Origin of the sequence: Gilvimarinus polysaccharolyticus (assembly GCF_001187555.1) — a bacterium.
GTDB lineage: Bacteria > Pseudomonadota > Gammaproteobacteria > Pseudomonadales > Cellvibrionaceae > Gilvimarinus > Gilvimarinus polysaccharolyticus.
This window is the reverse complement of the sequence record NZ_LFIJ01000002.1, coordinates 1,512,628-1,527,291: the sequence shown is the minus strand read 5'-3', so window position 1 is coordinate 1,527,291 and position 14,664 is coordinate 1,512,628. Positions and strand designations below refer to the sequence as shown.

Sequence of the window (14,664 nt, the reverse complement as noted above, 5' to 3'; positions counted from 1 at the left end):
ATTGACAGAGTGGAACATAGTTATAACAGTACTCAAGTATCATGCCAATCACTTCAACTCCCTATTAGCCGAGCGGTAACACTTCACTCACAAATGGTATCGACTAATCTACAGCGACTGCTGTCACACGACCGTCGCGAGCGTGATAATCAAAGTATAGAGCGCTACCTGTGTCTGTGCCATAAAAGCGACAGCCGCCATCAGCAAGAGCTTTAGGTTTTGCATTACGCTTAGTCGTTGTATTTACTGTCGCAGATACTGGCGCAATAATCAACGAAAATAACAACCTTTCACAACGTTTATCACTATTACGTATTACCACGCCTGCGGCGATAGGCTCGCCATCCAACGGCCAGCCGCCGCTATTAACTCGGTATACAAACCCGTTTAACTCTAGACTATCGGCAGGCTTGGCTCGCAACTGCCAAAAGGCTCGTATTACCGTGGCAGCTTGACTAAAATTGCGCGCCTGTAGCTGTAACGCAAAACGCTGCGAGTCGTGAACTAAGCGTTGATAATAGCCAAGAGCAAACACCAACAGTAACGACAGTACAATGCTTACCCACAGAAGCCTGTAGTGCGCGAAACCTCGCTGACCAGTAGACTCTGGGGGGCGGGATATCCTCATTTTTGGATGTTGTACATTTCCCACATGGGAAGAAAAATACCAAGCGCTAGTATCAATACAAAACCGGCCATAATGACAATCAATAATGGCTCGATTTTATCCGACAGTTTTTTCACATCGTAATCGACTTCGCGCTCGTAAAAGCCGGCCACCTCGGCCAGCAAGGTATCGACCTGGCCACTCTCCTCACCTACGGCTATCATTTGCAGCACTAGCGGGGTGAACATACCGCTCATTAAGTGGGTTTGATACAAAGTCTCGCCGCGCTCGACACCGCTGCGAATATTGTAAATTTTTTCAGCTAGATAAGCGTTATCAATTACTTTGCCACACAAGTCGAGTGCAGTACTCAATGGCATCCCAGCATCCAGCATTAGCGCAAACGAGCGTGAGTAACGCGCCATAGAGGCGCGCTCGATGACATCGCCAATAATGGGCAAACTTAACTTCTTCTTGCCCCACAACTTAGCGCCCGCCGGTGTTTTTACATAATGCCAAACGGCAATCGCACTACCAATAGCGGCAATCAGCATAAGCGGCCAATAAGCAACAAAGAAATCTGAAACACCGATAAGGATACGGGTGGGTAATGGTAACTGGGCACCAAATTTACTGAACATACCGGCAAACGCGGGAATGACTTTAATGTTAATCACGGCCATGGCCAACACTAACGCGATAATAACAAACGTCGGGTAGCGCAGTGCCTGACGAATATTACGCGAGGTGAGTAAGTCTCGCTCCATATATTCGGCCAATTGCATAAAGGTCAAGTCGAGCCGGCCACTGTTCTCCCCCACCGACACCAGTGAAATAAATAACGGACTAAAAACCTTGGGGTGCGAACGCATTGCCACAGACAACTCTAAGCCCGTCTCTAATCTATCGGCGACATCATTTAACGTTGCTTGTAATGTGTAATGTTTAAGCGAGGCCGCAAGACTGCGAATACCCTTAACCAGCGGAATGCCAGCTTTGGTAATCGTGTGCATTTGTCGGCAAAAAACAATAAGATCGGACAGCTGTACTTTGGTTTTTTGGTTGAGCACACCGAGCCATTCTAAGGTATCTTTTTTGGCTTGGTACTCGGCAATATGGATAGGGGTAACACCACGCCCCGCCAGAGTGCCCGCCGCTAGCTCGGGCGAACCCGATTCTAGCTGGCCACTTACCGCACGGCCTTGGCTGTCTCGCCCCTTGTATTCAAATACCGCCATGTTCAGGCTCACCTTGTGCCGTAACGCCGCCGGCAATCATTACCCCTGGAATCTCGTCATCAATTTGCGCACTAATGCGCATCACTTCTTCGAGTGTTGTTAACCCATCTATCGCGTAGCCAAACGCAGCTTCACTTAACGGCGAAAACCGTGCACTGCTACTGGCAGCGCGAGCAAATGCACTAATGTCACTAATCCGTAGAGCCTCGGCCATAGCGGTGTTTACTTCTAGCATTTCAAACACACCAATACGCCCACGGTAACCGGTATTATGACAGTGCGGACAACCTGTGCCCGCCTTAAACTGAGCAGCACTTGCCTTGCGTCGTGCACTTAACGAGGCTATCAACTGCCGCTCATTCGCATTAGGCTGATAATCTTGACTACAACTTCCACAAATCTTGCGTACCAAACGCTGTGCCACAATTGCTTTTAATGCGGTGGCAACTAAATAGCCATCGGCACCGATATCAATTAAACGCATAGCTGAGGTGATAGCGTCATTAGTGTGCAATGTTGATAACACCATGTGGCCGGTCATAGCCGCACGCAGCGCAATCTCGGCCGATTCGGCATCGCGAATCTCGCCGACCAGCAAAATGTCGGGATCTTGTCGCAGCGCCGCTCGCAGCACACTGTTAAAAGTAAGGCCGATTCGCTCGTGTAATTGCACCTGGTTAATACGCGGCAGCCGATACTCTACAGGGTCTTCTACGGTAATAATTTTACTCTCGGGCTCATTAAGCTCCGAAAGAGCGCCGTACAAGGTGGTTGTTTTGCCCGAACCGGTGGGGCCGGTTACCAAGACCAAACCGTGCGGGCGGGAAATAATATGCCGAAACCGCGCCATCATCTCAGGTGGCATGCCTACTTTTTCCAGAGGCAACACCCCGTCGGTATGATCGAGTAATCGCATCACTACCGACTCGCCAAACTGTACCGGCATGGTTGATAAGCGCACATCAATATTGCGCCCAGACACTTTCAAATTAAAGCGCCCATCTTGCGGGATACGCTTTTCTGAAATATCCAAACCCGACATCAACTTTAACCGTACCACCAATGCCGTGGCGATCCGTTTTTCGTTCATCACCTGCTCTAGCAACACCCCGTCAATACGGTTGCGGATCCGCAGCACGACTTCATCGGGCTCGATGTGTACATCCGAGGCTCGCGCCTTAATGGCTTCCTCAAAGATCTTTTGCAGCAATTTAACGACCGGGGCATCCGAGTCACCTACCGAATCGGCGACCTCGGCCAAATCCATGGCACTTTCTTGTAGCTCATCATCCAGCTCACCGGCGAGCGATGCGATCTCGCTCGCGCGGGTGTAAACCAGATCCAATACATCCAGCAAATCTTCTTCACGCACTACCGCTGGCTTTAACGGCTTATCGACTTGACGCTGAATATCGTCTAAACCAAAAATATCGGTGGGGTCGGCCATACCCAACAAAAAACCGTCGGCATCATCACGCAGCAATATGACCCGATAACGTCGCGCTGTCATCTCGGGTAAACGCCTCACTAGCTCAGGCTCAAACCGAAACTGTTTTAAATCAATAAACGGAATATCGAGTTGATCGGACAACAGCGTTAACAACTCTGTTTCGTCAACAAAGCCTAACTCGATTAACATTTGGCCCAGCTTGCGCCCGCTAAGTTTTTGCTCTTGCAGGGTGTGATCAAGCTGCGCTTGGCTGATCATGTTCTGATTGACCAGCAGATCGCCTAAGCGAATTTTTTTAGGGGCAGTTTGGCTCATAGCAGCTCTCACATTCCAATTTGAATCAGGCGCTGATCGGAAAAATCAACAATGACTTGGGTTGTATCACTCGCCTCGCGCGCGCGGCGGTAAGCAACACTGGCCAACGGGTAACGCTGTTGTTGATCAAGTGACAACGCCAAACCTAACCAATAACGCGCCCGCGGACCAAAAACTTCCAGCAAGCGTCGATAATGGTTTTCGGCGGCACTGTAGTTTTTAGTCATTTGATACAGTGATGCGGCCAAGGCACGATACGCCTCGTCGGCTTCGGCGCTGGCATAACCTTGCTCCAGTACTTGCAGCGCTTTTATTAGCTCGCCTTGGTACTCATGCAGGCGCGCCTGCATATAATGCTTATCGGCCAAATCAAGCTCAGGTGCAATCAGCTGTTCGGCGGCAGCAAACTCCGACGCCTGCAACAATAACGACTGCAAATAACGTCGTGAATAGGGCACCATAAAAGCGGTTTTACTCGCATCAGCGACAAACGCTTCAAGCAATCGCCGCGCTCGCTCAGGTTGTCCGCGCGCCACCAAACGTTCGGCTTCGCCACGGGCTTGCTGGTCACGGCTAGTCCAGCTTAAGTTAACCCCATCACTTTGTTCTTCAGGGTAGTCAACATCACTGACAGCTCTAATATTAACGTTAGAGCTGTCCTTAGGCTTAACGCTGTTTAGCCCCAGAGACGATGCCACCGAGGGCGATGTCACTGAATTATTTGGCCCTGCAGTATTATCACTCATAGGCTCGACAACATAATCGGCCGTAGCTTGTTGCACGGAAGGTGTTACTGGCAAGCTTTGCAATTTAGCAAGCATTGTTTGTGCGCTCGGGTGATCTGGGGTTATCGCCAACACCCGCTCCAATAACGCCAGCGCTTGCATGTCATCACCGCTGCTCTCGGCACGTTGGGCTTGGCTAAAATAATGCGTGGCGATTTGGGTAATGCCGGCACGAGCCTCACTATTATTAGGGTCGAATCGCAACGCCTGCTGATAATACCAATACGCACTGGCATCAAGCGGTGTGGTTAACTGCCCCGCCACCCATGCCGCCTTTGCCAAACGTAAATTTTTAAGCAACTCGCGGCTTGGCATACTGTGGGGCTGTACAACAGATTCCTGCGAACTGACGGTTTGAGCGTTAAGAGATGATGGCGATATTGCTGTAGTGCGCTCAACCACGTCGGTAGCGACAAGATTTGTATCCGATAAGTTTTTTAACGCTGAGCTAGTAGCAGGCTTTATAATCGATGTGGCAACATACCAATACCCCAGTGCACTAATAGCCAATACAACCACAAAGCCCATCAACACAAAACGCCAAGCCCCCGCCGATGCTCGACGGCTTAAACCGCTAGGCAGATGGTCGCGAGGGTTAGATGTGTGGGGTTGCCGCGCATCTAAATCGTGCAACATATCGTTGACCAAGCTCACAGGCGCAATCCCCAAAAAATAGCGCTCGCCACGAGTAACGCAGCCACACCGCCAAGCGCGATCCACAGCCAAATATGACGTGCAGCTCGACGGCCCGCCGCGCGCGATTCGGAGGTGTCAAGCACCGCGCGTGCCATATGAGTGCGAGTCACCTGTCTTGCGCCTTCACCGTAAGTGGCCATCAAAGCTTTATGACTAATAACATTTAATAAACGTGGTACGCCGCCGGTGGCTTTGGCCAATAAGCGCAGCGCGGCACGAGTAAACAATGGCGCGCCAGTGTAGCCTGCTACCGCTAGGCGGGAGTCAACATAAGCGGCCACATTGGCCGACGGTATGGCATGCAAATACTCAGCAAACACAATACGCTGCTTAAGTTGGCGTAAGTCGGCTCGCTCAAGCATTTCATCTAACTCGGGCTGACCCAGCAACACCACCTGTAATAGTTTGCGTTTGCGAGTTTCTAGATTGGTTAATAGTCGCAGTGATTCCAGTGTCTCGCGCGGCATTGCTTGCGCTTCATCGACAATCAACACTACTTGGCGCTTAGCCGTGGCCAACTCAATTAAGCGCTGATTGATATCCGCCAATAATTTATGCGCGGGCTTATCATCCGTCGCTACGCCGATTTCTTCGGCCAAAAACCACTTGAGCTCTTCGGGGGTTAAATAAGGGTTGGGGATATAAGCGGTCAGGTATTGTGCATCAAGCGCATCAAGCAATTTACGACTAAGCAGCGTTTTACCTGTACCCACCTCGCCCACTACTTTTACAAAGCCCTCGGCGTGACGCAAAGCCAACAATATGGTGCCCAACACCTCGCGATGGCTTTTGTGGTTAAAATAAAACTCGGTATCCGGCGTGAGTGAAAACGGCTGCTCACGCAGGCCAAAATGCTGTCGGTACACGCACGGTGCTCCTGTTATTTATTGTGACTCAATACTATTTTTAAACATTTCTCGATAATCGTTACCTAGCTTATCTACACCTCGTACCGATTGTTCGATTTGCTCTTTCCAAGTGTTGTCACCTACCACAATGGGGCGCAATAAAATCACTAATTCGGTTTTTTCGGTTAATCGACTGGTAGTGCGAAACATTGACCCCAACAAAGGAATGTCGCTTAACCCTGGGTTTTTACCGTCTTGATTAACTTTAGTCTCTTGCATCAAGCCGCCCAGCACAATCACTTGGCCCGATTGTGCCCGCACGATGCTATCGGATTCACGCACACCTCGATTAGCCAAGGGTAAAGAGAAGTTCTCGTCACCAATGGTAAAGTTTTTCAGCTGATCTGTAACATCGCTCACCACCGGGTGAATATGTAAAATCACACTGTCATCTTCTGATATTTGCGGTGTTACATCTAACGAAATACCGCTAAAAAAGGGTGACAACTCGATATTCGGTGTACTGGTCACAGCCGATGCGTTGGCGGTGGTATTACTGGAGATGCCGGTAATAAAGTATTCATCGGCGCCCACCCGGATAACTGCTTTTTGATTATTAACAGTTGAAATACGTGGGCTCGATAATACTTGTACATTGCCTTGGGTTTGTAACAGTGACACCAGCTCACTGATGTCGGGCACACCAAGCACCGAGGTAAACAACTGCGAAGAGCTTTCGATCACACCATCAACAAAATTTTGTTCGCCACTCGCGCCACCCGGTACAAAGTCAGTAAACGACACGGTATCACTGGTGTTTTGATCGCGTCCGGCCTGGTAACCATAATTTAATTGACCGTTAATTTTGCTCCAATCTATACCCGTGTTGTAACCTTCACTTAAACGAACTTCTAAAATTTTAGTTTCTAAAATAACTTGCCGCTTAACACTTAACTCTGAGCGCTCTAAAAATTCGCGCACTGAGTTAAGCTCGTGCGGTAGCGCCTTAACCACCAGCATCCCAGCCTGGGGCGACACCATAACCATACGATCTTCATTCTCACCACCAATAATGGCTGACACCGCTAATTTTATGGAAGCCCAAAAATCTGTTCGGTTAAGGGTTTGAATACGCGACCCCGGTGTTAAGGAGGCTGAATTGTTGCCCGACTCACCAGACAGCATACTCAACAAGTTAGCGGTATCACCTTGACTGGTGCTCTGGTTGCCGGCACTGCCGCTCACTTGACCACTTTGCGACTCACCGCGACCGATCATAACGCTGGTATCCGACACACCTACACGCTGTACATCCAAATAATTTAGATGGAATACCTCGGTGCGCAAATGGTTAGGGTAGATAGTATAAATACCGCCGCGCTGTTTATATTCATAACCATAAATATCGCGCGCCACCGCTAATACTTCAGCGACAGTTACATCGTGTAAATTAAGCGAGATAGTGCCATTAACTTCTGGATGCACCACTATATTAGTATCAGTGCCATCAACCAAACTTAAAAAGAAAGCCCGTGCTGGCACTTCGTTAACGGTTACATCAAAACGTTCAAGCTCGGTAACGTTAGAGTCGGGGAGCGCCGATAATTCGGCATTAATATGTGCAGGCACCTCAACGGGAACAGGTTGTTGTGCGGTTTGGGCAACATTAGCCATCTCGGTTTCGATGCTAAGCGTACGTGCCTGTTGTTGACTGCAACCGCTTAGCCATAGTAATAGCCCCATCGCGGTGAGCTGCGCGGCAGTAGGAAGGCTGCAATTCATTGTTTCACCTCGGTACAGGTACTGTTATGGCACCTTTGCTTTTGTATAATGTGCTCTTGTGTATCAGCCGCCGATTTATCTGCAACACTGACAACGCCACTTATATGACCGGCCAACTCTAAACGTCGGCGTTGTTGTCGATTGCTAATCACCACCGCGCTCGACTCTATTTTTTGTAACTGCCAACCTCCTGGTAAGCTCTCGCCCTCACGCACGGTGATACCATTAATAACGGCGATCTTTCGACTGGCGCTAATCAGTACCGAGTGCAAGGCAAGCTCGTCGACTGCACCGGCAGATTTTACCCATAATGGTTGAGTGGGGTCACGCAGCGGAGTTTGCGCCAACGCAGTATTGATCGCAAGAATACACACCAATAACAACGGTAACTTAAACACCTAGACGTCCCTCCTCGGCACTTAAAGTATAGACCCGTATTGTTACTTCGGCTGCGGGGTAACTCTGTACATGGTAGTGCAATGATTTCCAGTAAAACTTCCACGGTTTAGCTTCAAGTTGATCCAGTAAATCTAACACTTCGAAGTAACGCCCACGCACTGTCAGCTCGACGCCATGGCGATAGACATTAACGCTTTCGCCGGTCCATTCATTGCTGTCTTGTTCTTCCAATGGCTTTAAGCTGATAGGCTCGACATTCATCATTTGCAGCGAGATCAATGCTAACGCGTTGCTCTCTCGCAACATGTCTTGTAGCACCTGCGCTAATTGATCAGCGCTCACCAGCGCGGATGTCGAGCGTGACAATCGCTTATTGGTCTCGACAAGTTCATGCTTGGCCAAACTAAGCTCGGCTTTTAATACCTCGGCCGTACCGCCGCCAGCTTGTTGAAACTGTACAATCTGATTCTCAATTTTTTGTTGCTCGGCCGCTATCGCGCCAATACGTTGCGCGGTGGCTTCGCGCTTATTGCTTGCGCCGCTATACCACAGCACAAACCACAAACCATAAATCACCAATATTGCCGCCAGCAACACAATGACACGTTCGCGCAAGGTTAGTCCGTCAAGATAGGCTTTGAGTTTTTCAAGGCTCTCCATGTTCGCCCTCCTTAACCGTCGGTACAGCTACCGCGAACGGGAATCCTGCGCCTTCGTTTTGCGCGACGGTTAACACACCAAAGCTAGTGCGCGAAAAAGCGGCTGAGTTATGCAGTAGAGCCAAATAGCGCGGCACGGCTTCGGGCTCTGAAGCGCGGCCGGCCAAGCCAACCTGGGCGCCCCCATCAAGTAACATGAATGACTCTAAACTCACCGCTGGCAATGACAAAGAAGCTAAAGCCCGCAGCTGTTGTGAGAAGCCTTCCGTGTTGCCCATATCTTGGGTTTCGATCACATCAAGCGCCCGCTTGCGCTGCTTAATTTCAGCGCGAGATCTCGTAAGCTCAGAGCGCAACGCATTAATGTTGAGCGACTTTTGGCCTTCTAATACCTCTAATAATGCACTCTTGGATGCGTCCATTTGCGTTTGTAACGCGACTTGCTGTTGCGCCATACGCACAGATTGCGAGTGATACCACAGCGAATAAACCACCAACAACACCAGCGTTAACAAAAGCGCCCAAACAATGTGTGATGCTCGCAGCGCGGAGCGATCGGGTTGAAACTCGGCAATATAAAAATTAACGACCTGCATTACCGCACCCCGCCTTCAGCCAAAGCCGCACCAATGGCGTGTAAACACAGCGGTAAAGTATGCGGCTCTATATCATCGGCTATGCTCAACCCCTGACTTAACGGCAATAATTCTACTCGCGCCGCCAACCCGCCTTTAAGTGACGGTGTGATTTTATCGTCGGTTATATTTTCACCACATAAATAAATATTTGCCGGCGGCACCTGACGCATTTGCCGCTCAAAGTAATCGAGCGAGCGCTGCAGCTCTAATACTAGGGCGTCGGCCGGCAAATCATCCAGCAGCCCACCGTTAAAATCTAAAGTAAAGTTGCGCGCTAAGTACAGCTCACCTTCACGTATCAGCAGCAAAGTGCCACCACCAGGGATAAGGTGAACCAAACCCACTGCCCGCGAGGTATCTAAACAGGCGAGTGCCAACTGACTTAATGCTAACTCGGGGATATCGATGGCCTGTAACGCTAATCCGCCTTCGTGTGCCAGAGCTACCTGCTCGGACACCACGCTACGCTTAGCTACCGCAGCATAAGCCAACCGAGTACCGCCACGAGTACAGGACTCGGGCAATAAAAAAGCCTGCACAATGGCGTCGACCACAGGGAAGCTCACCAAATCTTTAACTCGCCAACGCAACGCTTCGCTCAGCTCATTAATCGGGACATCGGGGGCATCCCCCAATAATAGCTGGTATCCCGCCGCTGGCATCACCAAGTTACAGGGGGCCGAACGCCCGTCTAATTTAGCCAGACGTTCGCGCAGTGCGACAACGGGGGTTTCGGTATCGGGGATAAACTCTGCTGTTATTAAGCGCGGTAATTGACCCGCAATGCGTTCCAGCAGTGCAAAAGCGACTCCTTGGGGAGTAAATTCCACCCCTAAAGTCTCGTACTTACGTGACTTGGTGCGAATAAACTTCAAGCCAACATTCTCCAAACCTTTTTATAGATTGCCTCACTACACCAGTGTGGCACGTATTTCTTTATAATGTATAACAGTATTCTTTATCAAGCCTGTCTATAATCGTAACCTGTTATTACCGCTCACCTTGACTATAGCCTTTTAAGGCTGGATTGCGCCATGCTCAATATCGTTTTATTTGAACCTGAAATCCCACCGAACACCGGCAATATCATTCGTTTAGCCGCCAATACCGGTTGTCAATTGCACCTAATTGAACCACTCGGGTTTGTTCTAGACGATAAACGCCTACGCCGAGCAGGACTTGATTACGGTGAATGGAAAGATCTTGTCACCTATAAACACTGGGATGATTTTTTGACCCGCGCGGCACCTGAGCGAATATTCGCCCTCAGCACTAAAGGCACGCAGTGCCACAGTGACGCCCAATTTAAACCCAACGATTACCTATTGTTTGGCCCAGAGACTCGGGGCTTACCCGCTGAAATTCGCACATCATTACCGCCCGAGCAAGTGCTGCGCATCCCAATGCGCGAGGGCAGCCGCAGCATGAACTTATCCAATGCAGTCTCAGTGATAGTCTACGAAGCTTGGCGACAACTAGACTATCGCTAAGCTCGCCATAGCCCGTGCGATTTAAAAGCCACCACTAACACCGTACAATAAGCACCTTTTGTAGCGCAGGTAAACACTATGACACGAGTGCAAATTTTAGTCGGCTCCGAAATGGGCACTGCCGAGACAGTCGCCGGCGACATTAAAGATCGGCTCGACAGCCAAGGCATTAACACCGCTGTAAACCCGTTGCCCGAAATCGACGACCTGCTCGACAATCCTAATGACACGCTGCTTATTTGCACCTCCAATACCGGTGCCGGCGAACTGCCAAGCAACATACAACCTTTGTATTTAGCGCTTGTGCGAGATTTTCCAAACATCGCAATGCGTCGCTACGGCGTCATTAACTTGGGCGACAGTAGCTACACCACTTTTGGCGAGGCCGGCCGTGCGATCGACCACGCCATGAGCGAGCTGGGTGCCGTGCGCATCGGCGAGCCACTTATCCTCGATGCCACTAGCGGCGATGATCCATCAGAGCTAGCGCTTGCCTGGCTTGATGATTGGACTAAACAGCTATGAGTCGAGCTCCCATTGGCCTCTTTTATGGCAGCTCTACCTGTTACACCGAGATTGTTGCCGAGAAAATTCGCAGCCAAATGGGCGACGGCTTAGTCGATGTGTTTAATATCGCCGACACGCCGATTATCGAAGCCGAATTTTACCCCTACGTGATTCTCGGCATTCCCACTTGGGATTACGGCGAACTGCAAGAAGATTGGGATGAGATCTGGGATGAGATCGACCAGGTAAACTGGCAAAACAAACCCGTAGCGCACTTTGGTTTGGGCGATCAAATTGGTTACCCCGAGTGGTTTTTAGACGCCTTAGGTTACCTCCACGCCAAGACCGCTAAGCTGGGCGCGGTACCCTGCGGTTACTGGCCTGTTGCGGGTTACCAGTTTGAAGCCTCCAAAGCGTTAATCGCCAACAACACTTTATTTGTTGGCCTAGCGCTGGACGATGAAAATGAATTTGGCCTAACCGATGAACGCATCGCAGTTTGGTGCGAGCAACTTAAGACCGAATTCAAGCTGTGAGCGACTCGTCTATTACAAGCCCTGCGCAACTGCTCTGGAATGAGCGCGGGCAACCGCTATCAAACACCTATGGCGACTTTTATTTTTCTTTGCACGATGGCCTAGCAGAGACTCGGTACGTTTTTATCGAGGGCAACCACTTGCCCGAGCGTTTTGCCGCACTTAAAAGTAACACCAGCCAAAATCTATTTACCATTGCCGAGACTGGCTTTGGAACTGGCTTAAATTTTTTAGCTAGCTGGCAATTGTGGCGCGAACAGCCCCACGGCAATAACCGACTGCATTTTATCTCGGTCGAAAAACACCCCATTACACTGCCGGATCTAATCCGTGCGCTGGCGCTGTGGCCCGAACTCGCGCCTTTAGCCACACAACTTACCCAGCAGTACCCAGCGTTTGTCGGACGCGGCATTCAACGTTTGCATTTTAGCGACAATGTCAGCCTAACCTTAATCATTGATGAAGCCACAAGCGGCTTGCAATCACTGCTGTGGCCCAGCACTGACAAGGTTCGAGACACCGCCACTCAAGCCAGTGTCGACGCTTGGTTTTTAGATGGGTTCTCACCCAATAAAAACCCCGATATGTGGAGTGACACACTATTTAACACCATCGCTGCGCTATCTGGCCCCACCACAACCGCCGCGACCTTTAGCGCCGCTTCTAGTGTAAAGCGCGGTTTAAAAGCGGTGGGTTTTAACATTGTCAACCTGCCAGGCTTTAAAAAAAAGCGCGAAATGGTAAGCGCTACAATGACAACACTTACCGCCGCCAATACACCCAAACCCAGCATGGCGACAGGAATTTATCGCCAGCAAGCTACCCATAGCACAAACGATTTGACGGCCCTGGTGATTGGCGCGGGCCTTGCCGGTTGCCATACCGCGCGTGCGCTGGCCGACACCGGCTGGCAAGTTACTGTAATAGAGCAAGATGCTCCGGCCAGTGGCGGCTCTGGCAATCCACAAGGATTACTGTATGCGCGTCTAAGTCACCGGCGCGAAACTTTACCGCTGTTTAATCTGCACACACTGATGTATGCCCAGCGACACTACCGACAATTTTGGGACAATAACCCCGATGCCGGCTCACGCTGCGGACTATTGCAGTTAGCCAATACTGCTGCGCAAACAACGGCGCAACAACAAGTCGTGGCTGCATTAGGCCACCCAAACACCTTAGTGCAACTAACCGATGCAGACACCGCAAGCCGTATCAGCAACGCCCCCCTCAAAAAAGGCGGGCTGTATTTTCCGGATTGTGGCTGGCTCGACCCTCGCATTGTGTGTAAAACACTGCTCGATCACCCCAATATTAACGTGCGCTGCGGTTACTCAATAAACGAATTAAAACAAAGCCAAGGACGCTGGTATGCACTTAGCAACCACACAGACAACGTGGATAAAAGCGTTGCCCATGCATCTATCGCTATTGTGGCTTGCGCCGAGCGCAGCGCGAAACTTGCGCAATTAACACCACTACCGCTCAAACCTATTCGCGGCCAAATCAGCACTCTCGCCGCCACTGGCTCCAGTACAAAAATCACCACCGCCCTCTGCGCCCAGGGCTATTTAGCGCCAGCACACAAAGGCGAACACAGCTTAGGGGCGACCTTTAATTTAGGCGAGAGAGATCTTGCGTTAAATCCGCAGGATCATCAGAGCAACCTTAATCACTTAAGCGAGCTTGGGGAAAATCTGAATGAGGTATTTAATAACCCAAAGGTGGCGGACATAGCCCACGGGCGAGCTGCATTTCGCTGCACTACGCCCGACTACCTACCCATTGTTGGCCCCGTGCCCGACTATCAAGCACTGAAACGTGACTGCGCAGTACTAAGCCGCAATGCCAAAGCCGTGATCGATACTACGCCGAGCTATCATAGCGGCCTGTACGTCAATTGTGGGCACGGATCACGCGGGCTGGCCTATACACCACTGTGTGCACAACTACTTAGCGACATTATTAACCGCGAATGCGCCCCTTTAGTGGCACCGTTGGCACAAGCACTGCACCCCGCACGCTTTGCCTTGCGCGATATTATTCGTGGTCGTTAATCGGGGCCGAATTATGGGCAACAGCTGGGGGCATAATGATTTGCGAGCCACTACCGCAGGCAATCACGGTACGCATAGCAGCCTCGACACTCACCTCGGGTAACAACACAACGCAATCGGCTGGCAGGTGATACACAAACCCCGAGGTGGGAATAGGTGCGGTGGGCACATACACGGTGTAATCACCCGACTCGTGCTCGGCGGTCACAATACCGGTAACCGACACCGGACTTGTGGCTCCCATAATATAGGCGCGACACACTTTGCCGTTTAATAATGAGGCATTGCCCTCGCCACCCATAACCTGTGTCACCATTTCGCGGATCGTGCTGTAACCCGGAGCCAAACGTGAAAACAAGCTATCCAACTTGCTGTGCAACCAGCGACCGATACCGGTTTTTACCAACAACCCAACGACAAAGCACACCCCCAGCACCAGCGCCAGACTAAGCACATCGGCACCGTGTTCACCGACAGTGATATAGTTAGCCAACCAGCGGCTAAGTGGGGCAATCAGATTGTCCAACACACCCACCAACCACTGCAGCAAAAATACAAAAATGGTCATGGGCAACACTACTGCCAAACCACCTAGTAACGTCAGTACCAAAAATGAACGAATACGAGACATAAACGAGCCTTAGTGAAATGTTAACA

15 protein-coding genes are annotated in these 14,664 nt (G+C 50.5%); 4 read left to right on the top strand and 11 right to left on the bottom strand.

The genetic code is table 11. The annotated features are described in order from the left end of the window. Window positions 1–103: 103 nt before the first annotated feature. The 10 genes from GILYN3_RS15235 to GILYN3_RS15190 are packed head-to-tail and all read right to left on the bottom strand — an operon-like array spanning window position 104 to window position 10,292. A complete protein-coding gene (locus GILYN3_RS15235; protein WP_157484950.1) occupies window positions 104–628 on the bottom strand; it encodes a hypothetical protein in 525 nt (174 codons plus the stop codon). After that, window positions 625–1,845, bottom strand: a complete 1,221-nt coding sequence (locus tag GILYN3_RS15230) for a type II secretion system F family protein (protein ID WP_049723794.1) — start codon at window positions 1,843–1,845, stop codon at window positions 625–627. Before GILYN3_RS15230 ends, GILYN3_RS15235 begins: the two co-directional genes overlap by 4 nt. Further along, a complete protein-coding gene (locus GILYN3_RS15225) occupies window positions 1,832–3,610 on the bottom strand; it encodes a GspE/PulE family protein (RefSeq protein WP_049723793.1) in 1,779 nt (592 codons plus the stop codon). The genes GILYN3_RS15230 and GILYN3_RS15225 overlap by 14 nt, the downstream gene beginning before the upstream one ends. An 8-nt stretch (window positions 3,611–3,618) precedes the next feature. Beyond that, the gene (locus GILYN3_RS15220) at window positions 3,619–5,049 is read right to left on the bottom strand and encodes a tetratricopeptide repeat protein (RefSeq protein WP_049723792.1); all 1,431 of its coding nucleotides are present in this window, start codon (window positions 5,047–5,049) and stop codon (window positions 3,619–3,621) included. Beyond that, a complete protein-coding gene (locus GILYN3_RS15215) occupies window positions 5,046–5,957 on the bottom strand; it encodes an ExeA family protein (RefSeq protein WP_049723791.1) in 912 nt (303 codons plus the stop codon). The genes GILYN3_RS15220 and GILYN3_RS15215 overlap by 4 nt, the downstream gene beginning before the upstream one ends. A gap of 18 nt (window positions 5,958–5,975) precedes the next feature. Then, window positions 5,976–7,721: a pilus (MSHA type) biogenesis protein MshL gene (gene mshL / locus GILYN3_RS15210; protein ID WP_049723790.1), complete on the bottom strand. Its 1,746-nt coding sequence runs from the start codon at window positions 7,719–7,721 to the stop codon at window positions 5,976–5,978. Beyond that, window positions 7,718–8,119, bottom strand: a complete 402-nt coding sequence (locus GILYN3_RS15205; protein WP_049723789.1) for a hypothetical protein — start codon at window positions 8,117–8,119, stop codon at window positions 7,718–7,720. Before GILYN3_RS15205 ends, mshL begins: the two co-directional genes overlap by 4 nt. Beyond that, entirely contained in the window at window positions 8,112–8,780 is a 669-nt protein-coding gene (gspM, locus tag GILYN3_RS15200) for a type II secretion system protein GspM (RefSeq protein WP_049723788.1), read from the bottom strand. The genes GILYN3_RS15205 and gspM overlap by 8 nt, the downstream gene beginning before the upstream one ends. Beyond that, the gene (locus tag GILYN3_RS15195) at window positions 8,767–9,375 is read right to left on the bottom strand and encodes a hypothetical protein (protein ID WP_049723787.1); all 609 of its coding nucleotides are present in this window, start codon (window positions 9,373–9,375) and stop codon (window positions 8,767–8,769) included. Before GILYN3_RS15195 ends, gspM begins: the two co-directional genes overlap by 14 nt. Beyond that, complete coding sequence (locus tag GILYN3_RS15190) at window positions 9,375–10,292, bottom strand: MSHA biogenesis protein MshI (protein ID WP_232305612.1); 918 nt, start codon at window positions 10,290–10,292, stop codon at window positions 9,375–9,377. The genes GILYN3_RS15195 and GILYN3_RS15190 overlap by 1 nt, the downstream gene beginning before the upstream one ends. Before the next feature lie 159 nt (window positions 10,293–10,451). Between GILYN3_RS15190 and trmL the strand changes: the two genes are divergently transcribed. The 4 genes from trmL to mnmC all read left to right on the top strand — a co-directional run bounded on the left by trmL (window position 10,452) and on the right by mnmC (window position 14,007). Next, on the top strand, window positions 10,452–10,907 hold the full coding sequence (gene trmL / locus GILYN3_RS15185) for a tRNA (uridine(34)/cytosine(34)/5-carboxymethylaminomethyluridine(34)-2'-O)-methyltransferase TrmL (RefSeq protein WP_049723785.1): 456 nt from the start codon (window positions 10,452–10,454) through the stop codon (window positions 10,905–10,907). Between the two features lie 78 nt (window positions 10,908–10,985). Then, window positions 10,986–11,432: a flavodoxin domain-containing protein gene (locus GILYN3_RS15180; protein ID WP_049723784.1), complete on the top strand. Its 447-nt coding sequence runs from the start codon at window positions 10,986–10,988 to the stop codon at window positions 11,430–11,432. Further along, a complete protein-coding gene (gene fldB / locus GILYN3_RS15175) occupies window positions 11,429–11,950 on the top strand; it encodes a flavodoxin FldB (protein WP_049723783.1) in 522 nt (173 codons plus the stop codon). The genes GILYN3_RS15180 and fldB overlap by 4 nt, the downstream gene beginning before the upstream one ends. Beyond that, entirely contained in the window at window positions 11,947–14,007 is a 2,061-nt protein-coding gene (mnmC, locus tag GILYN3_RS15170) for a bifunctional tRNA (5-methylaminomethyl-2-thiouridine)(34)-methyltransferase MnmD/FAD-dependent 5-carboxymethylaminomethyl-2-thiouridine(34) oxidoreductase MnmC (RefSeq protein ID WP_232305611.1), read from the top strand. Before fldB ends, mnmC begins: the two co-directional genes overlap by 4 nt. Here mnmC and GILYN3_RS15165 read toward each other — a convergent pair. Then, window positions 13,991–14,638: a DUF502 domain-containing protein gene (locus GILYN3_RS15165; RefSeq protein ID WP_049723781.1), complete on the bottom strand. Its 648-nt coding sequence runs from the start codon at window positions 14,636–14,638 to the stop codon at window positions 13,991–13,993. The two genes, mnmC and GILYN3_RS15165, sit on opposite strands and share 17 nt — an antisense overlap. Window positions 14,639–14,664: the final 26 nt, after the last annotated feature.

What these genes read in the sequence shown, in the direction of transcription:
- GILYN3_RS15180 (WP_049723784.1), top strand. Translation starts at nt 10,986, where the DNA reads ATGACACGAGTGCAAATTTTAGTCGGCTCCGAAATGGGCACTGCCGAG.
- GILYN3_RS15230 (WP_049723794.1), bottom strand. Translation starts at nt 1,845, where the DNA reads ATGGCGGTATTTGAATACAAGGGGCGAGACAGCCAAGGCCGTGCGGTA.
- GILYN3_RS15235 (WP_157484950.1), bottom strand. Translation starts at nt 628, where the DNA reads ATGAGGATATCCCGCCCCCCAGAGTCTACTGGTCAGCGAGGTTTCGCG.
- gspM (WP_049723788.1), bottom strand. Translation starts at nt 8,780, where the DNA reads ATGGAGAGCCTTGAAAAACTCAAAGCCTATCTTGACGGACTAACCTTG.
- GILYN3_RS15225 (WP_049723793.1), bottom strand. Translation starts at nt 3,610, where the DNA reads ATGAGCCAAACTGCCCCTAAAAAAATTCGCTTAGGCGATCTGCTGGTC.
- fldB (WP_049723783.1), top strand. Translation starts at nt 11,429, where the DNA reads ATGAGTCGAGCTCCCATTGGCCTCTTTTATGGCAGCTCTACCTGTTAC.
- GILYN3_RS15165 (WP_049723781.1), bottom strand. Translation starts at nt 14,638, where the DNA reads ATGTCTCGTATTCGTTCATTTTTGGTACTGACGTTACTAGGTGGTTTG.
- mshL (WP_049723790.1), bottom strand. Translation starts at nt 7,721, where the DNA reads ATGAATTGCAGCCTTCCTACTGCCGCGCAGCTCACCGCGATGGGGCTA.
- trmL (WP_049723785.1), top strand. Translation starts at nt 10,452, where the DNA reads ATGCTCAATATCGTTTTATTTGAACCTGAAATCCCACCGAACACCGGC.
- GILYN3_RS15195 (WP_049723787.1), bottom strand. Translation starts at nt 9,375, where the DNA reads ATGCAGGTCGTTAATTTTTATATTGCCGAGTTTCAACCCGATCGCTCC.